Here is a 19,591-nt window from a genome sequence, read left to right as displayed (position 1 = left end):
ATACAATCATGAAGAAACTGATATTGAACTATAAAGGGCGCGACAGCTGGGACAGACCGGTTTATGAATCGGAAGGCCGGCTGTATGTGGATGTGGATCCACGCAAAGGCTGGAAACCGAATATTTGTACGAAATACAACAATGAGTTTGATGGAGAGCCGGATACGCCGATTGCCGAAGATACCGTTGTGGAGTTTGTTCCGTGCCGGGATATCTGGTAAGCGAGGAGGACGTATGAAAGAATTCATGACAAAAATGGTTCCTGTCAATCTGTCAGACCGATTTCCATTCAAGTGCAGGATGTGCGGCGCTTGCTGCCGGCATGTCAGGGAAAGCGTGCCGCTGGAGAGTCTGGATGCTTTTCGGCTTGCCAAACATCTGAGGGACAAAGGTGAAAACGTGAGCTGTGTGGAAGATGTGCTTGCTGCCTACGCAGAGCCTGTCTTACTTAGTGAAAACGGATATACGGTATTTATGCTGAAAACGGTTGGAGCGGATGATGCGTGCATTTTTCTGAAGGATAATCGGTGTACGATTCATTCTGTTCATCCGCGGGCGTGCCGTACATATCCCATTGCTGTCGGACCATATGAACTTGGCGGGTATGAACAGTATCTCAGTATGGAGCAGCCACATCACTATTCGGGTCCGCAGATGTCCGTGAAAAAATGGATTCAAAAGCGCTGTAGTAAACAGGATTTTGAATTTTTGAACACGGATATCGGTTCAGCACAGGAGATAGAAAAATTACTGAAGAAGATTCCTGAGCATAACCGGACAAGGGCCGTGATGATGTTCCTTTTCTACAAGTATTCGGATTACGATCTGGATAAGTCTTTCCTTCCACAGTTTAAAAACAATAACGATAAGCTGCTGGAGGTTCTGCGCAAAATGGCGGATGACAAAGACAACTAAATTTTCAAGTCAGTATGACACAACAACAAGGCGTCGGAATCCGGCGCCTTAATTATTTTTAGGAGGAAATACCATGGATGAAAGATTAAAAAATATCGTAGACAATTTTGAGGCAATGAAAATCGGTGTGGATGAGCCGTTTCCGTTTCATTGCACCATGTGCGGCAAATGCTGCATCAATCGGGAGGATATCCTTTTGACGCCGCGAGATATCTATAACATGGCAAAGGAGCTTGGGATAACGACCGCAAAACTGTTTAAAACCTACTGCGAAACTTATGTCGGCTGCGATTCCCGTATGCCCATAGTTAGATTGAAGCCCCGTGGATCCATAAAAAGATGCCCGCTGCTGAAAGACAGAAAATGCTCTGTCCATAAGGCAAAACCGGCGGTATGTGCTCTGTTCCCGATAGGAAGATGCCTGATGTTTGAAAAGGATTCAAATCCTTCAGAGAAAATTTCAGCAAGCCAGATACAGTATATTTTTACCAATCCTGGGTGCGGTGATAATGCTGAAACCCATACGGTGCGGGAATGGCTTGGAGAGTTTGGAATGTCACTGGAGGATGAGTTTTTTGTCAAGTGGCAGCAGGCAATCATGGAATTCGGGCAGTTTTTCCGTGAAGCGGAAAAGACGGCCAGTGGGCGTATCATGGAGCTGTCATGGACAGCGGCTTTTGTCGGCTTATATCTGCATTATGAAACTGATCAGGAATTTCTGCCGCAGTTTGAAAAGAATGTCCGGGAAATCACTGCACTGCTGCAGATGGCGCCCATAAAGGAAGGCGGTAGAGCAAATGAATGAGGATCGTAACCAGCATCAGATTATCCGAAAGGATGCTCGCAACTGCTTTGTGGAGAGCCTGAATGACGCTTTTGAGATTGGGAGAATCCATCTTGCTTTTGCGACCTACGATCTGAGCCGTCCGATTGGACAACGGCAGACAAACAACATCCATATTTACATTGCGGTGGACGAGTTTCTGGAATTATGCCGCAAGCTGGAAGGCGGGGAACTTCGTTATCTGCTGAAGAATAAGAAGACAAGTGGGGAAAAAACACCGCTTTATCAGTGCCTAGGTGGCACTTCTGCCGAAAAGCTTGCAAAATACGGGCGTTCTCGGGCAGATGGAAAAAGCCTGTCCAGAACAGCACAGCTATTGGCAGGAAGCAAATCGGATTTCTTGTTTGTAGCGGACAGCGGGCCTGGTGAAACAGATCAGAAAGGTTTAATCGTTCCCAAGTTCGGAAGCAAGCCGGAAAATCATGTGGCAGTCAGTATGACATTTGAAACATTCAGTGAACTGCTGCTTACGACAAGACTGCACTATTCAGCATGGCTGGGTGCATGGTATGCAAACCAATATCATCCGGGCAGCCAGCGAACAGCACAGGCACAGGAAAACCCGCAGTATCAGGAGAATCAGGGAGAAGCAGAATACGCTTCTGATCCAATGTTCTAAAGTAGAATGAAAAAGCGGTGCAGTCTGATGATTGCACCGTTTTTTTGCGCCTTGAGGGGCCTGTTTCCATGGGCTGAATCCGAGCCAGATGCAAAGATACAGAATCAGTGGACTTGTGAGTTGAACCATTTGTCGGCGTTGGCATATTTGCGAATACAAAGAAATTTTGCTATAATAAACCCTCCACTTTAACACCATACTTTTTATATATGGTATGCTTAACAGAACGGAGGTGGTTACAAATGAATACATATACTACTTCGGAAGTAGCAAAGATTATAGGCATACATCCGAATACTGTACGGCTTTATGAAGAATGGGAATTGATACCAAAGGCAGAACGTAAAGCAAACGGTTATCGTGTATTTACCGATTTTCATATCGAACAGTTTCGGCTTGCCCGTACCGCATTTCAAATAGAGGTCCTTCAGAACGGACTGAGAAAAAAGATTGTGGAAACGGTTAAGGTTTCAGCAAAGAAAGACTTTGATCAAGCACTTGTTTTGGCAAATGAATATCTGAGTCAGATACAAAAGGAAGTAAGAAATGCGGAAGAAGCCATTGCTATAACACGGCAGATTTTAGAGGGAAGAGCAATATCCGAAACACCGCCGCTTTGCTTGAAACGTAAAGAAGTTTCGGAATATCTGAATATTTCCATGGATACACTCCGAAATTGGGAACTAAACGGGCTGATGCGAATAAAACGTAAACAAAATGGCTATCGCTATTACACAGACGAAGACATAAAGCGATTAAAAATAATAAGATCACTTCGGTGTGCCAATTATTCATTGGAAGCAATCCTGCGTATGCTCCATGCGCTCTCAGACGACCCTCATACCAATATAAAACGGGTACTTAATACTCCAAAAGACGATACGGATATTATATCCGTATGCGACAGACTGATTATCTCATTGCAAAAGGCAGCGGAAAATGCCAAGAAAATGATAGGCATTCTTAATGATATGAAAAGTATATTTTCCTAACCCTCCACCTTTACACCAACCTTTTTTGAACTGCTAAAATAATGTAGTAAAAACGAAAAAGGAGGACAGGTTGATGGAAGAAATCATCAGCGTAAAACAACTTTCAAAATCTTATGGCAGATTGAATGCCGTGCAGGGCCTGGATTTGTCAGTAACACAAGGTTCGGTCTTCGGGTTGCTTGGGGCAAACGGTGCAGGAAAAAGCACCACAATCGAATGTATGTTAGGCACAAGAAAACCCGATGCAGGTACGGTTTCCATTTTAGGGATGGACCCACTCCTGCAAAGAAAACAGCTTTTTGAAAATGTCGGTGTTCAATTCCAGGAAGCGAATTATCAAGATAAAGTGACGGTTTCCGAATTGTGCGAAGTAACACAGTCACTCTATAAGAATGCTGCAGATTATGGGGAACTTCTGAAACAGTTTGGCATCTTTGATAAAGCAAAAAGTATGGTAAAGGAGCTTTCAGGAGGACAGCGGCAAAAGCTGTTTATTGTTTTGGCTTTGATACCGCAGCCTAAAGTTGTTTTTCTGGACGAGCTGACCACGGGGCTTGACGCAAAAGCCAGACGAGAGGTATGGAAAATCTTATCTGACCTCAAAGAAAAAGGACTGACCATTTTTCTGACCTCGCATTTTATGGATGAGGTAGAAGCATTATGCGACACAATCTGCATACTAAAAAGGGGGAAAGCCGTCTTTTATGGAACAGTAGAAGAAGCCATTGCAGGCAGTCCTTATGACAAATTTGAAGATGCGTACTTATGGTATTCTGACGAGGGGGTAAGCGAAAATGAGAACATTTAAAACAATACTGAAAAACGAAATGAAACTGTCCCTGAGGGATATGAACATGGTCATATTTGCAATCTGTATTCCACTCGTGGTTTTGATTATACTTGGCGTTATTTACGGCGACAAACCAGCTTTTGAAGGTGCAGAGTACACATTTCTCGATCAGTCCTTTGGAGCGTTGTCAACGATTGCGATTTGTTCAGGCGGCGTTATGGGGTTGCCTCTTGTGGTATCCGATTACCGAAGCAGAAAGATATTGAAACGCTTTAAGGTCACTCCTGTCAGCCCCGTAATGATTTTAACGGTGCAGGTGGCGATTTACATAATTTATTCCGTTGCATCGCTTGCATTGCTCTATATAGTATCAACGCTCTTTTTTGGCTTCCACCTGCTTGGTTCTCTGCCTGCTTTCCTTGGCGGATATATATTGGTAATGCTCTCCATATTCAGCATCGGAATGATGGTTGGGGGAATATCTCCCAACTCTCAGACAGCGAGCGTAATTGCAAGCCTGCTCTATTTCCCAATGCTTATTTTTTCTGGAGCAACCCTGCCGTATGAGGAAATGCCGAGTGCATTGCAAAAGATAGCGGATATTCTGCCTTTGACACAGGGGATAAAGATTTTGAAAGCTGCTTCGTTAGGACTTCCAATCGAAAATATTTTTGTTCCGCTTATTGTCATGGCGGTACTTGCTGTCATTTGTATCGGTGTGTCTTTTCGCTTTTTCAGATGGGAGTAACAAGTAATATGGAATGGCTCATATTCTTTCTTTGTGGGAGAAAAATCCGTAATAGGATTAGAGAGGACACGATGTCTGCCTGCCCGCTAAACGCCTCCTCTGGGGAAATTTTTTGAAATGATTTTCAGGGTATAGAGCAGACCGCAGAAAACAACAAATTTCGCCCGGCAGGTCGTAGGCCAATCGGGCGAATATAGAAGTATTATGAAGTTGATTTACATGGTATAGTACATACTCGGTAAATGTGGCATGAAAAGAGGGCTGCTGTAGGCTACCTTTATTTTGTTTGGGCGCATGAAAATCCCGTCACCACAACAACGGTTTTTCTATTACCCGTTTTGCAGCTGTGCCATACCCTTTGTTTCATAATAATCGGTTCTCGTCATACCATATAAATAGTAATCGCAATAGGTATTCACCATTTTACCGTCGCGGATATGTCCCTCACGCTTAAACCCTGCTTTTTCCAGTGTTTTATATGACGCGATATTTAGAACATGGACATCAGTCCATAATCGTCGCAATTCTGTTTTTTCAAAACAGAAAATCACTACTTCAGTTAATGCTTCTGCCATAAAACCGTTTCCTTGATAAATCGGGGAAAGCCGGAACGCCACCTTTGCCATACGATCATTTTCAATGAGATATACCCACATCTCACCAATTACTTTATTGTCCTTTTTATAAACAATTCCCCAATGAAAGCTCTTTGTAGGTCGTTCCTTTTTTTGAAATAACAATTCCGGGTTTAAGTCACTTTTTCCGGGACGTTTCCCCCAATATTGATACAACGATTTGTCACCCAACCATTCTTTCAAATCATCAATATCATCATACTGCAAAGGACGTAATAGGAGCCTTTCTGTATCAAGTATCGGTTTGTTCTGAATATAATCTTGTAGTTTCATAAAGCCCTCTTAGAAATTGAATACTTGTTCCCAATTAAAGTAGCCGGACGCTTCTGTGCTTCTCGGCCATTCACTGCACCATACGGGAACGCCGGGGGTCTCCACTCTGTCAAAACTCGGCGTATATGGCTTTATATCCAATACGGGAGTGCTGTCGTTCGCGTCAATAAAAGTAAGCCGAATAATTCCCCTGTTAAGATCAATACTGATAATTTCTGATGTTGTTAAAGCAATAGGGTTAGGACGGGCGGGCGACCTTGTGGCGAAAACGCCCATTACTGATGGTGCATTTTTATAGGGCTGTTCGGTTTGTAGTATCTTTCTGTCTGATTGATTATCACAATCACTGAACCACCACACTACATTGATATGACTAAATCCTTCCAATGCTTGCAGTCCGGGAATATATTCCGGCTCTAATTCTATAAATGCTCCGTTGTGATCATTCTTTACCTTTCCAATAGGTTTTAATTGATAATCGTTCATATCGTACCTCCTGTTTTTCGTTGTGAGTTCAGTATAATACCTCACATCATGTGAGATACAAGAGGGAAAATAAAAATGCCCTGCATTTTTGCAGGACATTACTACCTTAATTCCAAAGGTATTTGTATTTCAGTCAGGTACTTCGCCGGATTACATTCATTCCACGACCCTCTATGCACAATTTGGCGCATAGGATTGGACATTTGATATTCACTGTTTTTTTGCAGCCATTCAGCAAAAGCAATATATGCTCCTTTGATATTTGAAAAATCACCATACACCATCGTGCAGGCCATAACAGGTACAGGCTCAATCGTGCGGAAACAGAATGGAGCAATATTTTTACACGGTTTATTTACAGGAACGCATAACTCAATATCTACATTTTGTTCTTTATACTCTGTGTCGTGATAAACGGAAAATGTATGATTGGACATTTCTATTTTCTGCTCTTTGGCAAAAGCAGAAAGTTCATTCCATAAATCACCCTCGGAGTAATATGTCGGAACAACTCTACGCAAAGATAACACTTGATACTCTGGTATCGCCTTAATGGAAATATTGTAATGAAGTTCCCCTTTGTTTTCTTGTATCTCGTTTTTTGCTATCGCAATTTTCCGTATTTTCTCCTGCTCGTTTTGTATAGTCTGCTCGATTTCTAATCGTTTTTTTTCAAGGGTTTCAAGAAGTAAACGATCATTCATTTCAAGCGCAAGTGCAATTTCAGAAACAAGAAAGCCACTGTCACGCAAATACAATATTCTGTTCAGACGGGGGATTTGAGTTACAGAGTACATTCGGTGTCCCGTCCATTTATCGACTTCTGCTGGTTTCAACAGCCCCACTTCATCATAATATCGAAGCATACGAATAGATACTTGTGTCAGCTTTGAAAATTCACCTATTCTAAACATCTTATCACCTCTTGTATATCATTATACTTGAAGTTTTGTACACTTCAAGCAGATTTGGCACATATCCATAACGGAGAAACGGCATAGCCCCAAAAGCCGCGCCTTTTTCAGCGTTGACTTGATAGGATGTATCTTTGTAACTGCCATATCTTCGCCAGCGCTCCTTTGATGTCCTCAATGTCCTGCGCGTACACAATCCCGGTACTGTTGATACGCCGGGCAATCTGATTGACATTGGCGCCGATCTTTTGCAGCTCGGCGGTCTGCGCCCGGATGTCGCTGGTGTCCATGTGGACGATATACCCGTCAATAAGCATTTTCCGGGCATAGGCGGAAAAGTTCTTTGTGTGGAGCTGGGCCATTTTCTGCTGGATCAAGGCCCGTTCTTCCGGCGTCACAGGGACACGCAGCACAAAGTTTCGTGTTCGGTTTGCCATGTTTTCACCATCCTTTCTGAACAGGGGTTTGGGGCTTTCCCCAACAAGCAACCGGCCACGGCCCGCAGGGACAGGGTCAGGCCGGTTTTCGGAAGTGTGGCTACACTTCCTATGATTGCATCTTATTAGGAACACTGTAAATACAAGGCTTTTCAAAGCCTACAAACCGAAAAAAATAATATTTGATCTATCACATTACGCAGAAAGCCGTCCGGCATGAAAAATCGGGCGGCTTTTTTGCGTGGATAGAGGAAAGGAGGTAAAAAATAATTACAGAAATTTAGCCCTCAAAATTGTGCAACTTTCACGAAAAGGAGGATAGTGAATGGCAGATGAAAAATTGAACACCGGCCCCGGCGAGCAGAACACACCCCCGGCTCCCGGCCCGGTAACAGAGGAACAGCCCCAGGCTCCTGCTCCCGAACAGGCCGCCGCTCCCCAGCCGGAGCAGTCCGGGCCTGCCCAGCCCGAGGCGGGGGATGTGGTGGTGTCTTTTGACAAAATCAATGAGCTGATGGCGGAAAAGCGGCGTCCTTGAAGGCAAGCCCCAGGGCGTGAGAGTCAAACCGTGTTATTTCTTTGCGTTCATTCATTTTCATTTCACCCTATATCATTCTACATTTCTGGTTTAATTATGTGAATGAAACTGAATTTCAGTTTTATGAGTATTTTATTTCGTAATTTTATGTAGATACTATTGACAATGGCTTTGGGATAGGATAAAATAAATAAAAACAAATAGAAAAAGGTGATGAAAGTCCGGCGTATCAGATGCCACATAATCGGTGGTGTTGATATGACTGGAAAAGAGTAGATAAAATCAATTCAATAGGTAAAAAGATAACTGATTGAACAGTTTATTTTTCATGCCTAAGGTTTGATTTTATTTTACTCTTAACTTTTCTTATCCTTAGGAAAGATTAGCCGTAGAGTAAAATCTACGGCTTTTTCTTTTGACCAAACATGAAAGGAGAACTTAGTTATGTATGACAATTTACTCACTATTTTTGAAAAGCCATCTCTTTACAAAAAAATGGAGATCCCCTTTTGGGATGACGAACATATATCGTTGCAAATGTTAAAAGCGCATTTAAATCCAGAGTTTAATGGAGCAAGTAGAAAATTAGATTTTATAAATAAATCTGCCGACTGGATAACAAGAATTGTTCGGCCATCAGAATTTAATGAACTCCTTGATATAGGTTGTGGTCCTGGTATATATGCTGAAAGGTTTGCTCAATTTGGTTACTCGGTTACAGGGATTGATTTTTCAAAGCGCTCTATAAATTATGCGACAAGTTCTGCCGCTAAACAAAACCTTAATATACAGTATCTGTATCAGGACTACTTGAACATGAACTTGAACAAAACTTTTGATTTTTCAACTTTAATTTACTGTGACTATGGTGCTTTATCATCAGAAGATAGGAAAACCTTATTGAAAGTGGTATATACACATCTAAGGCCCGGAGGGAAATTTTTGCTGGATGTATTTTCAATGAGTAAGTACAACTGTTTTGAAGAAAAGAACACATGGAATATATATCCGACAGGCGGCTTTTGGAAGAAAGAAAAGTACCTTGAGTTTAACTCGTCTTTTCGGTACTCAGATTGTGTCACATTGGAGCAAACATCCATCATTTCTCCAAATGATTCTGCTGCTATTTACTATATCTGGAATACCTATTTTACAAAGGAAACTCTAATCAATGAAATGAAATCAGAAGGTTTTAAAATATGTGAAGTATTTAGCGATGTAGCAGGAAAACCGTATTGTGAAGATAGTCTAACGATAGCTGTCTTGTTAGAGAAGTAAAAAAGAAAATTTTATATTGCAGTGGCACTCTGCCGAATAAAAAAAACCGTAAGTCGGCAGGGTGATTTGCTATGACCGGCAAATAGTGTTCCGGGCAAAGTTTCAGCTTGTGGCTGACCCGTTGCCGCTGTTCGCTGTCCCCTCGCATGATTTCCGGGTTGAAATACCGTTCTACGGGAAGCCCGCAGATTTTAATAAGCTGGATCACAACCGGGAGGCTGGGGATCGTGCCTTTATTCTCAATATTGGCAAGATAGCGCCATTCAATACCCACCATTTCAGCCAGCGTTTTACGCGCCAGATGTTTTGCTTTCCGTGCGGCTTTTACATCCGCGCCGAAAGTTTCAAAACCGGGACAATCTTCAACTTTCGCCATATAGCATCACCCATTTACATTGTATAATTCATACTTTGTCCGTGGAATGTTGTTATATGCGGGTTAATTAAACTTTATAATTCATATTTCTTTGATTATAAGAACGCAAAACCATGAAAACAAAGCAAACTAATCCGGGCCCTCCTGAACAGCTCCTAAGAAAGCGCCGGACATGTCAGCCTGTTGGCCCTATACCCATCGTTTTCCTATGGGTTTATTCTACGCATTTCAAAGCTCGTTCCGGCAGGTATTTGATATATCATTCTGCCACCCCACCGACCACCGCCGAAAAGCCTTGATTTCTGCGAGCTTTTTGTCCTCTAAATGCGTAGATAGGATGAGCATTTCAGCTCTCGTGTTCTGCGTACTGTTTACAGTGATGCTACATTCTATAATTCATATTCTGTTCCTTGTATTCTTCGAGAAAACGAATTATAATGAATAAATTGGAGGTGTATTATGGACTATATGACTTTGAAAGAAGCAGGTGAAAAATGGGGCGTGACTCCCCGATGGATAAATTATTACTGTGCTGCATCCCGTATCCCCGGAGCCATAAAAATGGGGACAGTATGGTTAATCCCGAAGGACACCGAAAAGCCCTTAGATATGCGAACGAAACAAGGAAAGGAATTAAAACATGAAACCATATAAGATACTGATTATTGAAGATGATCCTGTTATACAAAGCGAATTGGAAATCCTTTTGCGCGGCAATGGATATACTGCTGTTTCAGTAAAGGATTTTTCAAAGGTGAACGATACTTTTAGAGCAGAAGATCCACACCTTGTCTTATTAGATATTAAATTGCCCAATGAAAGCGGCTTTTCTATCTGTTCTCAAATTCGCAGCAATTCAAATGTTCCAATTATTTTTGTAACAAGCTGCAATACAGATATGGATGAACTCAACAGCATCATGCTGGGCGGTGACGCCTTTATTACAAAACCCTATCACACGGCGATTCTTCTGGCAAAAATCGCATCCCTACTCAAACGGTCATACCCGGTACAGCAGAATGAGCAAATGGTCTATGGTGCTACGGTGCTACACTTGGAATCCAGTAGCTTGGATTATGATGGACAGAGTGTGGAACTAACCAAAAACGAACTGAAAATTCTTTATTACCTATTCAAAAATGCAGGAAAAATCTGTGCCCGTAGAGATATAGTAGAGTTTTTATGGGATAATCAACTCTATGTGGATGACAACGCTCTAAGCGTCAACATCAACCGTATCCGTGAAAAATTGACAGGTATCGGTCTGACAGATTTTATCAAAACAAAGCATCGACAGGGGTACACAGTATGAACCGCAGACAGTATTGGAAAAATAGAATCCCATTCCTGCTGACCAACCTGATCTGCATGGTTGCGCTTACTGTATTCCTGCTGGTATGTGGCAATCCTATTTCTGTGGTACTACTGATTTCTGCGGTATGGGCGCTGATCTTGTTGGCAGGTCTGTTCCTTACTTACTGGAAGCGACAGCGACAAATGCGACAGCTTTTAGACATGACCGGTCAGCTTTCGGAACGCTATCTCGTTTCCGAAGTGATGGAGTTGCCGGAACAGGCAGAGGATCAGGTTTACTATCGGCTTTTGAAAATGGCCGGAAAATCTATGTTGGAACAGATTGGAACGGTTTGTCAGGAACGTCAGGAATACAAGGAATATATTGAACAGTGGATTCACGAGATCAAAACGCCTATTACCGCTATGAAACTACTGTGCGAAAACCATCGGACAGACTGGACAAAGGAACTGCTGTTGGAACTCGAAAAGACCAACCGCTTTACTGAACAGGCGCTTTATTATGCCCGCAGCGAACATACTGAGAAAGATTATTCTGTTCGTGAAATGGCTCTGGCCCAAGTGGTGCATCAGGCGATTGCGGACAACAAATACCTGCTGCTCCAGAGCGGGGTGCGGCTGAAAGTGGAGGAAATGCAGGATACAGTTTATTCTGATGAAAAATGGGTGCGGTTCATTCTAAACCAACTAATTGCCAATGCGGTCAAATATCGGGCCGAGCAGCCGATTATTCGCTTTTCCGCCCGTAGGCAACGAGATCAAGTGGTTCTTGTGGTGGAGGATAACGGAATCGGAATTTCACTCGCTGACCTGCCTCGCGTCTTTGAAAAAGGATTTACTGGGCAGAACGGGCGCATGATCCAGCAGTCCACAGGGATCGGCCTATACCTGTGTAAACGCCTCTGTGACAAGCTGGGTATCAGCATTACAGCGGCATCATCTGAACATGGCGCATCTATTTCTCTGGCTTTTCACATTAACTGTCTGATCCATGAGGTGCAGAGCTAAAATGGTTCTGCACTTCTTACATTTCTGTTAGAACTTTGTAAGAAAACTTGATACAAATGGCGTTCATATTATTTTACAATAGGATTAGAGGTGATAATACTATGAAAGAAGTTTTGAAGCTGGAACATATCCAGAAGTATTACGGAAATGGCGGTAACATCACAAAAGCGATTCAAGACATCAGCTTTTCCGTTCAGGAGGGGGAATTTGTAGGGATTATGGGCGCGTCTGGCTCCGGCAAGACCACCCTGCTTAACTGCATTTCCACTATTGATACGGTCAGCGCAGGACATATCCATCTGGACGGGACTGATGTGACAGAGATAAACGAAAAGCAGATTGCCCGGTTTCGCCGGGAAAATCTGGGCTTTGTATTTCAGGACTTTAACCTGCTGGACACCCTGACCATTTCCGAGAACATTGCTCTAGCATTGACAATCAACAAGGTTCCCGCAGGTGAGATCGACGGGCGGGTACAAGAAATGTCCAGTAAACTAAACATCACGGATATTCTGAAAAAATACCCCTATCAGGTATCCGGCGGCCAAAAGCAACGGTGCGCCTGCGCCAGAGCCATCATCAACAATCCTAAGCTGATTCTGGCGGACGAACCCACCGGCGCACTGGACAGCCATTCGTCCCAGATGCTGCTATCCACTATCCAGAGCATCAACGAAACGCTGGGTGCAACCATACTAATGGTAACGCATGACGCCTTTTCTGCGAGTTATGCAAATCGTATTCTCTTTTTGCGCGACGGCACGATTTTTACGGAAATCCGCAAAGGCAACGATTCTCGCAGAACTTTCTTTAACAAGATTTTAGATGTCCTCACCATGATGGGAGGGAATTGAAATTATGCTTGCAAGTCTTTCACAACGTAATATGAAACGGCAGTTAAGTGAATATAAGATTTTTTGGTTTTCCCTTATCGGCGTTGTTGCCCTTATGTATGCGTTCAATTCTCTTATTGTTTCTCATACTATGCAACAGCTTTTTCGTTTATTTGCCGAGAGCGGAAACGGTGATATTGGCGTGATTGCCGCCCTTTTTTCTGCCGTCGTTGTATTTGCACTTGGGTGGTTTATCAGCTACATGATGGACTTCATCTTACAGCGTCGCAGCAAGGAAATTAGCACCTATATGATATTGGGTGTAGAAAAAGGCGACATTTGCAAAATGATATTTAAGGAAAATGCTTTTTTGGGCCTTATGGCTGTTATTGTGGGCTTTGGCTTTGGGATTTTAGTTTCTAAAATATTAGAAAGTTTTGTTTCAAATCTATTCCACTTTCAAGAAGCATTATTAGCTTTTCTTTCTGTATCAGCAGTCGGCTTGACTTGCATCGAATTTTGCATTGTCTATATAATCGCACTGATTAAGACGAATAGAAAAGTACAAACGGTTAAATTGATAGATCTGTTGAATTACAGTCGGAACAACAGTAGTGTTCGTGAACACCAATCTAAAACTGGCTTCATGTTTTTGCTGATTTCCGTGGTAATGCTCATTGTAAGTTTCTATTTGTTTGCGGGAACAAAACAGACAGTGGCAAGCATTACCGCAGGTGCAGTTTCGGCAATGTTGGGGCTGTTGTTCTTCTTTCGAGGATTTATTTATATCATACACGAAATGCTTAATAAATCTCAGAACTGGAAATACAAAGGAAGTCGTTTAGTTACCTTACGAATGTTCCTTTCAAAATCCAACAAAATGAGTTTCTCATTAGGTGTTATCTCAATTTTATTCACCTGCACCATCGTTTGTATTGGTATGACAAATGCTTTTTATCAGGTCATGGAGAAAGCAGTTGTTATGCAGCCATTCGACCTTGCGATTGTTCATGTAGGTGAGAACGGTGATTATAGCCAATATTCCTCATTCTTGAATGAACGCATTGATGTAGACAACCAATATTCCTATTGCTTATATACAGATAAAAGCACACAATTTACTGACATTAGAAATCGTGTCTTAACAAAATACTGGAACAGGGCAAGCAAAACCGTATCAATCAACGACTATGTTATTGCAGAAAACCAGTACGATGCCTTTATGAAATATAGTGATTATTGTAATTTGCGAGCAATGTTGGGCCTGCCTCAAATACCATTGTCAGAAGAACAATACATCATTCATTGTCTGCCATATCTGAAAGATACATTTACAAATTTTCAGATTGAAAAAGGCACTCTGGTTTGCAAGGATATTTTTACCGAGGCGTTCTCACAGTATGGTGGATATGGTAACGGCCAAGATTTTGTAATCGTTGTCCCGGATCACTATATTGAAAATATGGAAGCGATGTACAGCCTCTATGTTGCTCAATCCGAAACAGTGATTGATATGTCTGAATTGGAAAACGAATTTCCGCAAGTTAGGCCATTGAACTCCAATGTGGTTGCTTCCGGGGAAAACGGATACACAACAAAAATCCTCGACAAAGGAAACTATTACTACATGGGCAAATTAGCAAGTACACCTACCAGCCAAGCTATCTTAATTATTCTGCCATTGTGCTACTTGTCGCTGGTTATCGGCATAATTAGTATTGTAATACTCGCTGTTCAACTTTTGACGGAAGTGAAAACAATAAAGCGTCAATACAATGTAATGAGAACACTTGGAAACGAGGTGATTGTTCTTGAAAAAATGTTGAGAGATCATATATTTCTTTACTTCGCATTGCCATTTATTCCTGCAATAGTCATTGGTAGTTGCTTACTAAAGTCAATGAGCCATACGCTTTTTATAGCTTCTTATGATGTGCCTGTATTTGATAATCTAACCGCATTGATAGCACTTGTGGTTTTGAGTGCTTTACTGATTTTTACCCTTATTTATCTCCTGTATGCGTTTATTGCCTCTCAGTCTATGAGGAAGGAAATAATCCCTCTAACATTAGAAAAATAAGTAGAATAGAAATTTCATCTGCCGGACGACGGCAAAAGAAAAAAGCCGTCGTACAGCAGCCCTATTCACGCGCCCATGAAACGGCAGCTCTAAATTTGAGCCGCCGTTTCCTTTTGCAGAAAACCCAACGACGACCCTACACCTTGCAATTTGACATGGCGGCAATCAGGAGGACGCCGCCATGCACGGAAAAGTTTTTCGACATAAAACAACAAAGGCCATCTTATTAAAAAAGCCTGTTCTGCATCGTTTTTTTGCCACAAATAGATTTTATTTTATCTTTATCTCGTCTGTATCACTAACCAGCCATTCCATTGATACATGCAAGGCTTTTGCCAGCATAAGCAATTCTGCATCACAGACATGTCGTTGGTTCTTCTCTATACGTGAGATGATCAGAGGCGTCATGTCCTCCATACCCATAAACTGAATCCTTTGGGCAAGCTCTTCTTGTGTGATCGGGGGCTTTTGCAGTGCGCGGCCCAATCTTACTTTATCAGAGCAGATATTTCCTTTTATTGTAAACATGCTTCTACCCATTCATAAATCTCCATTTTCTCTGTCTTATTTAGATATTTTTTATCGCGTCTATTGATTTTATACTGAAACAAGATATAATGTTGGATAGGGTAGATATTTATTATCTTGTTTAGATAGAAATATGCTTTTTTTATGATTGTCCGCGACCAATGCGGTTTATGCTTTGATAATGGCCATGTAGTGAGATTGCGTAGTGAAGAACTTCATTGGCGTGGTATGGCAGATAAAATGGCACAAAAGTGGCATAGGAAATGCCGATGACATGGAAAAGAAAATCTGTTATACTTATATCGTCTACAAGTGGGTTCTCAGGAATCTGCTTGTTTTTTTTATTTTCAGGAAAGGAGTTCAATACTATGAAATACTGTCCTTATTGCGGCGGAGAACTTGCAAACCCGGCAGCATCCTTTTGTACGGAGTGCGGAAAATCGTTATCCTCTGCGGTCCCGGAGGAAGCGTCGGTTACCGAAGCGCACCGAGAGAAGAAAAAGAGCAGCAAGAAACATGTAAAGAAAGGAAGATATTCAGGTAAAACAAAAAGACCAGCTGTTCCTGTGAAAGCTGGTGAGGCATCTGAGCCGGTAAGAGAAGATGATTATGATGGCTATTATGATGATGTCCGTCCCTTTGATGAAGGGGGAGGGCGTGAGGAGATTGACAAGGCGCTGGTTAAAAAGATTATATTGGTCGTGGCATGCGTTCTCTTAATTGCCGGAGCTTGTGTTGCACTTATGTACTTGATATAAACAGCAAAATAAAATGTTGTAAATCACCTTATCCAATCGTGTAATGTAATTGAAAGGTCAAAGAGGTGATGAACATGATTTATTTGTCCAAAGGGATTGTAAAAGAAAACTCCACGGAACATCTTCTCCAGGTGGCGAGATGTGGTCAGGAATATAGCTTATCCGGAGAACAGGCGGCGTTGTGGCTGAACGGAAGGTTTGGATTTTCAGAGGCTAAAACAGAATCGGAGAAGCGGACGCTGAAGCATTTGGCAAGAATGGGTCTGGCAGAAACGGGAGCAGAAAATACTGATGTGGCAAGATACAGAATCCTCACACAGTGCGTTTGCTGCCCGGCGGTCAATGCAAAACCGGAAATTTTTTTGAGCCACGCAGAAAAGGAAGCATTAACCTGGCTTCGGAATGCCGGACTTCGATTGACGGTAGCAGAACTTATTTTTCTTAGAGAGCATAAGATCAAACCTGAACCACGATATCTCCATTCTGAAAACCGGCAGGCGTTGGTGGAGGCAATCTACACAAAGAATACCATCGCAGATAATTGCCTGGAGCAGATCATGGAATGTGCGGATTGCAGGGATGACACCGTAAAGATACTGCTCGGGCTGCTGAAGAAAAAGAAACTAATCGTATTGTGAGGTGAAGCAGATGAAGGAGAAATTTTATGGGTTGCCAGCACCTTTACAAAAGCAGATTGCCATAAGGATTGCAGGGGGTGCTGTTTTCCTGCTGTTGTTTGTTAGCATCTTGCTTGGGTTCCGGGATTTCTATTTCAGCCTTCCCTGTCTATTATTATCCGGGTTTCTGCTTATAAACGGGATTCGACTATGCTATAATAGCTTTGCTGGCAACTATATGTGTATCCAGGGAATCTGCGAAAAAATTGAGACGGTCGGGATCCGAAAAAGAATCAGAGGAATCTGGGTTCAACTGGAGGGAAACGCAGTGAAAATTCCTATTCGGCAAAGAATGAAGGTGCTCTCTATTGGCGATACTGTTATTATATACTTATCAGACAAAACCCCAGTATATGAGCATGAGGGCAGTTATATGATATGCAGCTACTATGCACTGGGAACAAAAAAGAGAGGTAATTAAAATGGAAGCAGATAAGGAGATGTTGAATCGGCTCTTGAACGAAATACAGGAGTTGATCAAGGAAAATGAAAATGAAGACGGCACCTACCGATTTGACTTGCTGAAGGCAGTTATTGCTTTGGATTTCGCAAAAACGGAGATCGAAAAAGCGATTTCCAAGTGATTTTCGGATGGATTGACTATTGAAGCTGCATATGCTATAATATTTATATCAGTTTCAAGATTTCCAAAGAGAAATCACGAGTATCCGAGTTTTCAAAGTGTCAATTAGCACAATTGTGCTGGTTGGCACTTTTTTTGTTTCTTTTGGTTTCTACCTGCAAAGCAGGTTTGAAATAAATAATTTTATAGCAGGTAACCCCTGCGAGAAAGGAGATTTCCATGTTAAAAGTTTTTGCAACACAAGTCGTCGTATCCAAAGGTTATGACAACACGCCAGCTCTTCGCTTTTCTGAGAATGGTGATTCTGTGAGGTTCCGAATCGGCAAGAAGGTCTATGACCCTCATGCTGAAAACGACAGCCGCTGGATTAACCTTCCGGTCAAAGCGTTTAACGGCGTATGCGAGCGCATCAAGAAGATGCAGCTGAAAGAGGGTTCCTTTGTGAATCTGATTGGCAGGCTGGACGAAGATTCCTGGGAAGATAAGGATACCAAAGAAACCAGAAAAATGATGGTTATTATTCTGGATGACATTGAGTATGCTTCCGGTGGAGGCAAGTCCAAGGAAAACCAGGCAGCTGCAGGACAGCAGAATGCGGCTCCCCAGAATACTGCTCCTCAGAATACTGCTCCGCAAAATGCTGCTTCAACTCCTGCGACAGGCGCTGAAGCATCCGGAAATTTTACCGGGTATGAGGCATTTGGCGGCGGATCATTCTTTGATGAGAATTGATTGGAGCAACAATTGAATCCGGCGTATTAAGGCGCACATGAGTTACAGACACTGTATGCTCATGTGCGCCTTTTTGCGTTTCAAAGGAGGTGTCTTATGACAAATGAAACCTTTTGCCTTCTCTCTGAGGAGGAGAAACACACAAAATTCAAGGCTACAATGAAGGGCAAGACAAAAGGATGTCTGAATGAAGAAGAACTTCATAGTATCTTGATGAGCATTTCCCTGAACAGACAGTATGCTATTTCAGTCTATCGAGATGGGGAGGAGTTTTGCCGTGTTTTGTCAGCGGCGGACGGGTTCCAAAGAAGAACCATTCTTGGTCATGTAGCCGCAGGTATTGGAGAAATACCGGGAAAACAATTTGACTCATCGCAGGCGGCGGCAGTAATTTTGCATAATACTGTTGATTGCAGTAATGCAAACTGCCTCTATATCTTTATTCCAAAGGAACGAAGTCAGAAAGGAACAGAGTGATGAATAAGAAAGATCAAAAAAGGCACATGGCTTATGAAGCGCTGGTGCTGTTAGGTATGCTGGCTTTGCTCACTTTTATATGCCGGCTATGGCCCATCCTGTTATTGATTATTCTCGGTATTTTTGCAGCGGTGATAAGACTGCTTTTTCTTTCCTCCAGAAAGATTGAAGTAATTGTACCACTTCCTCTTTTGCCGGAGCCGGTAAAAGAAGCGACCGAGAAAGATGTACAGGTGCTTGCATATTCCGTCATACTCAGACGGGTTACAGAACTTGTGCTATCTGAGTATCCGGAAGCAAGATGGATCTGGGAGGCGCCGAATGCCGAAAGGCTCATCCGGGAAAACCAGGAGGTATTCATCCTGCTGAACCGTGCCGGCGGATACCGCCGTGCCAGAGTCGTGATCCAAAACCTGCAGGTGGTTGGAATTGAGTACAATCCGCCGGCTGAGGAGGATGCGGTTTTGGAGCCGGAGGATAATGCCCCGGAACCTGAAGAAGAACCAGAGGTACAAAATTACGAGTTGCTGGCCTTTGAGTGGGCAGATGCTCATATTTTCGAGCTGAATGCCAGATGTAATGAAGCAATTGGGGAAAATCTCTCAGAATTGATTTTGCTCGCGGAAGAACTTCCGGTCCGGGAGAGTTGGGCAGATATCTGCCAGGAACTGATAAGAGCCGGGCTTACGGATGTCCAGTGTGTATCTGAGGGAATCAAAATCAATCTTACGCAGTCAAATGCAGAAAGGAAATAAC

The 19,591-nt window shown here is 42.6% G+C and carries 27 protein-coding genes; 21 read left to right on the top strand and 6 right to left on the bottom strand.

Annotation, left to right across the window (positions count from 1 at the left end; translation table 11 throughout):
- Positions 1-8 precede the first annotated feature (8 nt).
- From LC508_RS17595 to LC508_RS17565, 7 genes are all read left to right on the top strand, one after another.
- Positions 9-221 (top strand): hypothetical protein, encoded by a 213-nt coding sequence (locus LC508_RS17595; RefSeq protein WP_016295797.1) that lies wholly within the window; start codon positions 9-11, stop codon positions 219-221.
- A 13-nt stretch (positions 222-234) separates the two neighbouring features.
- Positions 235-915, top strand: coding sequence for a YkgJ family cysteine cluster protein (locus LC508_RS17590; protein WP_158587320.1), 681 nt, complete (start codon positions 235-237; stop codon positions 913-915).
- A gap of 73 nt (positions 916-988) precedes the next feature.
- A complete protein-coding gene (locus tag LC508_RS17585) occupies positions 989-1,720 on the top strand; it encodes a YkgJ family cysteine cluster protein (protein ID WP_016295799.1) in 732 nt (243 codons plus the stop codon).
- Positions 1,713-2,378 (top strand): hypothetical protein, encoded by a 666-nt coding sequence (locus tag LC508_RS17580; protein WP_054351731.1) that lies wholly within the window; start codon positions 1,713-1,715, stop codon positions 2,376-2,378. The genes LC508_RS17585 and LC508_RS17580 overlap by 8 nt, the downstream gene beginning before the upstream one ends.
- A gap of 242 nt (positions 2,379-2,620) precedes the next feature.
- Positions 2,621-3,370 (top strand): MerR family transcriptional regulator, encoded by a 750-nt coding sequence (locus LC508_RS17575; protein ID WP_054351732.1) that lies wholly within the window; start codon positions 2,621-2,623, stop codon positions 3,368-3,370.
- Positions 3,371-3,443: 73 nt separating this feature from the next.
- Positions 3,444-4,178 (top strand): ABC transporter ATP-binding protein, encoded by a 735-nt coding sequence (locus tag LC508_RS17570; protein ID WP_028529322.1) that lies wholly within the window; start codon positions 3,444-3,446, stop codon positions 4,176-4,178.
- Positions 4,165-4,908, top strand: a complete 744-nt coding sequence (locus LC508_RS17565) for an ABC transporter permease (protein WP_028529323.1) — start codon at positions 4,165-4,167, stop codon at positions 4,906-4,908. The genes LC508_RS17570 and LC508_RS17565 overlap by 14 nt, the downstream gene beginning before the upstream one ends.
- Positions 4,909-5,237: 329 nt before the next feature.
- On the opposite strand, the gene LC508_RS17560 is transcribed toward LC508_RS17565, so the two are convergent.
- The 4 genes from LC508_RS17560 to LC508_RS17545 all read right to left on the bottom strand — a co-directional run bounded on the left by LC508_RS17560 (position 5,238) and on the right by LC508_RS17545 (position 7,653).
- Positions 5,238-5,816 carry a GNAT family N-acetyltransferase gene (locus tag LC508_RS17560; RefSeq protein ID WP_028529324.1) on the bottom strand — a complete coding sequence of 193 codons (579 nt, stop codon included), beginning with the start codon at positions 5,814-5,816 and terminating at the stop codon, positions 5,238-5,240.
- Between the two features lie 9 nt (positions 5,817-5,825).
- Positions 5,826-6,302, bottom strand: coding sequence for an SAM-dependent methyltransferase (locus LC508_RS17555; RefSeq protein WP_028529325.1), 477 nt, complete (start codon positions 6,300-6,302; stop codon positions 5,826-5,828).
- A gap of 101 nt (positions 6,303-6,403) precedes the next feature.
- Positions 6,404-7,216, bottom strand: coding sequence for a MerR family transcriptional regulator (locus LC508_RS17550; RefSeq protein WP_028529326.1), 813 nt, complete (start codon positions 7,214-7,216; stop codon positions 6,404-6,406).
- Positions 7,217-7,323: 107 nt separating this feature from the next.
- Positions 7,324-7,653 (bottom strand): MobC family plasmid mobilization relaxosome protein, encoded by a 330-nt coding sequence (locus tag LC508_RS17545; RefSeq protein ID WP_023042558.1) that lies wholly within the window; start codon positions 7,651-7,653, stop codon positions 7,324-7,326.
- Between the two features lie 325 nt (positions 7,654-7,978).
- Here LC508_RS17545 and LC508_RS17540 point away from each other — a divergent pair, with 325 nt between their 5' ends.
- Both LC508_RS17540 and LC508_RS17535 read left to right on the top strand, forming a co-directional pair.
- Positions 7,979-8,191, top strand: coding sequence for a hypothetical protein (locus LC508_RS17540; RefSeq protein ID WP_023042393.1), 213 nt, complete (start codon positions 7,979-7,981; stop codon positions 8,189-8,191).
- A gap of 444 nt (positions 8,192-8,635) precedes the next feature.
- Positions 8,636-9,469 (top strand): class I SAM-dependent methyltransferase, encoded by an 834-nt coding sequence (locus tag LC508_RS17535; protein WP_028529327.1) that lies wholly within the window; start codon positions 8,636-8,638, stop codon positions 9,467-9,469.
- Here LC508_RS17535 and LC508_RS17530 read toward each other — a convergent pair.
- Positions 9,402-9,845, bottom strand: a complete 444-nt coding sequence (locus tag LC508_RS17530) for a helix-turn-helix transcriptional regulator (protein WP_425516685.1) — start codon at positions 9,843-9,845, stop codon at positions 9,402-9,404. The genes LC508_RS17535 and LC508_RS17530 overlap by 68 nt on opposite strands.
- A 459-nt stretch (positions 9,846-10,304) precedes the next feature.
- Between LC508_RS17530 and LC508_RS17525 the strand changes: the two genes are divergently transcribed.
- The 5 genes from LC508_RS17525 (at position 10,305) to LC508_RS17505 (ending at position 15,080) form a co-directional block, all read left to right on the top strand.
- Positions 10,305-10,499 carry a DNA-binding protein gene (locus tag LC508_RS17525; protein WP_028529329.1) on the top strand — a complete coding sequence of 65 codons (195 nt, stop codon included), beginning with the start codon at positions 10,305-10,307 and terminating at the stop codon, positions 10,497-10,499.
- Entirely contained in the window at positions 10,486-11,157 is a 672-nt protein-coding gene (locus LC508_RS17520; protein ID WP_023042396.1) for a response regulator transcription factor, read from the top strand. Before LC508_RS17525 ends, LC508_RS17520 begins: the two co-directional genes overlap by 14 nt.
- The gene (locus tag LC508_RS17515) at positions 11,154-12,167 is read left to right on the top strand and encodes a sensor histidine kinase (protein ID WP_023042397.1); all 1,014 of its coding nucleotides are present in this window, start codon (positions 11,154-11,156) and stop codon (positions 12,165-12,167) included. The genes LC508_RS17520 and LC508_RS17515 overlap by 4 nt, the downstream gene beginning before the upstream one ends.
- A 101-nt stretch (positions 12,168-12,268) precedes the next feature.
- Entirely contained in the window at positions 12,269-13,021 is a 753-nt protein-coding gene (locus LC508_RS17510; protein WP_023042398.1) for an ABC transporter ATP-binding protein, read from the top strand.
- A 4-nt stretch (positions 13,022-13,025) separates the two neighbouring features.
- Entirely contained in the window at positions 13,026-15,080 is a 2,055-nt protein-coding gene (locus LC508_RS17505; protein WP_023042399.1) for an FtsX-like permease family protein, read from the top strand.
- Between the two features lie 270 nt (positions 15,081-15,350).
- Here LC508_RS17505 and LC508_RS17500 read toward each other — a convergent pair whose 3' ends face one another.
- On the bottom strand, positions 15,351-15,620 hold the full coding sequence (locus LC508_RS17500) for a helix-turn-helix domain-containing protein (RefSeq protein WP_023042400.1): 270 nt from the start codon (positions 15,618-15,620) through the stop codon (positions 15,351-15,353).
- A 257-nt stretch (positions 15,621-15,877) separates the two neighbouring features.
- Between LC508_RS17500 and LC508_RS17495 the strand changes: the two genes are divergently transcribed.
- The 7 genes from LC508_RS17495 to LC508_RS17465 all read left to right on the top strand — a co-directional run bounded on the left by LC508_RS17495 (position 15,878) and on the right by LC508_RS17465 (position 19,590).
- On the top strand, positions 15,878-16,366 hold the full coding sequence (locus LC508_RS17495) for a hypothetical protein (protein WP_146051659.1): 489 nt from the start codon (positions 15,878-15,880) through the stop codon (positions 16,364-16,366).
- A 74-nt stretch (positions 16,367-16,440) separates the two neighbouring features.
- The gene (locus LC508_RS17490) at positions 16,441-17,004 is read left to right on the top strand and encodes a hypothetical protein (protein ID WP_023043097.1); all 564 of its coding nucleotides are present in this window, start codon (positions 16,441-16,443) and stop codon (positions 17,002-17,004) included.
- Between the two features lie 10 nt (positions 17,005-17,014).
- A complete protein-coding gene (locus LC508_RS17485) occupies positions 17,015-17,464 on the top strand; it encodes a hypothetical protein (protein ID WP_023043096.1) in 450 nt (149 codons plus the stop codon).
- A gap of 1 nt (position 17,465) precedes the next feature.
- The gene (locus LC508_RS17480) at positions 17,466-17,627 is read left to right on the top strand and encodes a hypothetical protein (protein WP_023043095.1); all 162 of its coding nucleotides are present in this window, start codon (positions 17,466-17,468) and stop codon (positions 17,625-17,627) included.
- 218 nt (positions 17,628-17,845) lie between these two features.
- A complete protein-coding gene (locus tag LC508_RS17475) occupies positions 17,846-18,358 on the top strand; it encodes a single-stranded DNA-binding protein (protein ID WP_023043094.1) in 513 nt (170 codons plus the stop codon).
- 96 nt (positions 18,359-18,454) lie between these two features.
- A complete protein-coding gene (locus tag LC508_RS17470) occupies positions 18,455-18,835 on the top strand; it encodes a hypothetical protein (protein WP_023043093.1) in 381 nt (126 codons plus the stop codon).
- The gene (locus LC508_RS17465) at positions 18,835-19,590 is read left to right on the top strand and encodes a hypothetical protein (RefSeq protein ID WP_023043092.1); all 756 of its coding nucleotides are present in this window, start codon (positions 18,835-18,837) and stop codon (positions 19,588-19,590) included. Before LC508_RS17470 ends, LC508_RS17465 begins: the two co-directional genes overlap by 1 nt.
- The last annotated feature ends 1 nt before the right edge of the window (position 19,591 follow it).

Origin of the sequence: Blautia parvula (assembly GCF_020215665.1) — a bacterium.
In the GTDB taxonomy this organism is placed as follows: domain Bacteria; phylum Bacillota; class Clostridia; order Lachnospirales; family Lachnospiraceae; genus Blautia; species Blautia celeris.
The sequence above is the reverse complement of the archived record's forward strand: the minus strand, read 5'-3'. Positions and strand labels throughout refer to the sequence as shown.

Excerpts from the sequence above, each read along its gene's own strand:
- LC508_RS17595 (WP_016295797.1), top strand. The coding sequence starts at position 9 with ATGAAGAAACTGATATTGAACTATAAAGGGCGCGACAGCTGGGACAGA.
- LC508_RS17590 (WP_158587320.1), top strand. The coding sequence starts at position 235 with ATGAAAGAATTCATGACAAAAATGGTTCCTGTCAATCTGTCAGACCGA.
- LC508_RS17585 (WP_016295799.1), top strand. The coding sequence starts at position 989 with ATGGATGAAAGATTAAAAAATATCGTAGACAATTTTGAGGCAATGAAA.
- LC508_RS17580 (WP_054351731.1), top strand. The coding sequence starts at position 1,713 with ATGAATGAGGATCGTAACCAGCATCAGATTATCCGAAAGGATGCTCGC.
- LC508_RS17575 (WP_054351732.1), top strand. The coding sequence starts at position 2,621 with ATGAATACATATACTACTTCGGAAGTAGCAAAGATTATAGGCATACAT.
- LC508_RS17570 (WP_028529322.1), top strand. The coding sequence starts at position 3,444 with ATGGAAGAAATCATCAGCGTAAAACAACTTTCAAAATCTTATGGCAGA.
- LC508_RS17565 (WP_028529323.1), top strand. The coding sequence starts at position 4,165 with ATGAGAACATTTAAAACAATACTGAAAAACGAAATGAAACTGTCCCTG.
- LC508_RS17560 (WP_028529324.1), bottom strand. The coding sequence starts at position 5,816 with ATGAAACTACAAGATTATATTCAGAACAAACCGATACTTGATACAGAA.
- LC508_RS17555 (WP_028529325.1), bottom strand. The coding sequence starts at position 6,302 with ATGAACGATTATCAATTAAAACCTATTGGAAAGGTAAAGAATGATCAC.
- LC508_RS17550 (WP_028529326.1), bottom strand. The coding sequence starts at position 7,216 with ATGTTTAGAATAGGTGAATTTTCAAAGCTGACACAAGTATCTATTCGT.
- LC508_RS17545 (WP_023042558.1), bottom strand. The coding sequence starts at position 7,653 with ATGGCAAACCGAACACGAAACTTTGTGCTGCGTGTCCCTGTGACGCCG.
- LC508_RS17540 (WP_023042393.1), top strand. The coding sequence starts at position 7,979 with ATGGCAGATGAAAAATTGAACACCGGCCCCGGCGAGCAGAACACACCC.
- LC508_RS17535 (WP_028529327.1), top strand. The coding sequence starts at position 8,636 with ATGTATGACAATTTACTCACTATTTTTGAAAAGCCATCTCTTTACAAA.
- LC508_RS17530 (WP_425516685.1), bottom strand. The coding sequence starts at position 9,845 with ATGGCGAAAGTTGAAGATTGTCCCGGTTTTGAAACTTTCGGCGCGGAT.
- LC508_RS17525 (WP_028529329.1), top strand. The coding sequence starts at position 10,305 with ATGGACTATATGACTTTGAAAGAAGCAGGTGAAAAATGGGGCGTGACT.
- LC508_RS17520 (WP_023042396.1), top strand. The coding sequence starts at position 10,486 with ATGAAACCATATAAGATACTGATTATTGAAGATGATCCTGTTATACAA.
- LC508_RS17515 (WP_023042397.1), top strand. The coding sequence starts at position 11,154 with ATGAACCGCAGACAGTATTGGAAAAATAGAATCCCATTCCTGCTGACC.
- LC508_RS17510 (WP_023042398.1), top strand. The coding sequence starts at position 12,269 with ATGAAAGAAGTTTTGAAGCTGGAACATATCCAGAAGTATTACGGAAAT.
- LC508_RS17505 (WP_023042399.1), top strand. The coding sequence starts at position 13,026 with ATGCTTGCAAGTCTTTCACAACGTAATATGAAACGGCAGTTAAGTGAA.
- LC508_RS17500 (WP_023042400.1), bottom strand. The coding sequence starts at position 15,620 with ATGGGTAGAAGCATGTTTACAATAAAAGGAAATATCTGCTCTGATAAA.
- LC508_RS17495 (WP_146051659.1), top strand. The coding sequence starts at position 15,878 with ATGACATGGAAAAGAAAATCTGTTATACTTATATCGTCTACAAGTGGG.
- LC508_RS17490 (WP_023043097.1), top strand. The coding sequence starts at position 16,441 with ATGATTTATTTGTCCAAAGGGATTGTAAAAGAAAACTCCACGGAACAT.
- LC508_RS17485 (WP_023043096.1), top strand. The coding sequence starts at position 17,015 with ATGAAGGAGAAATTTTATGGGTTGCCAGCACCTTTACAAAAGCAGATT.
- LC508_RS17480 (WP_023043095.1), top strand. The coding sequence starts at position 17,466 with ATGGAAGCAGATAAGGAGATGTTGAATCGGCTCTTGAACGAAATACAG.
- LC508_RS17475 (WP_023043094.1), top strand. The coding sequence starts at position 17,846 with ATGTTAAAAGTTTTTGCAACACAAGTCGTCGTATCCAAAGGTTATGAC.
- LC508_RS17470 (WP_023043093.1), top strand. The coding sequence starts at position 18,455 with ATGACAAATGAAACCTTTTGCCTTCTCTCTGAGGAGGAGAAACACACA.
- LC508_RS17465 (WP_023043092.1), top strand. The coding sequence starts at position 18,835 with ATGAATAAGAAAGATCAAAAAAGGCACATGGCTTATGAAGCGCTGGTG.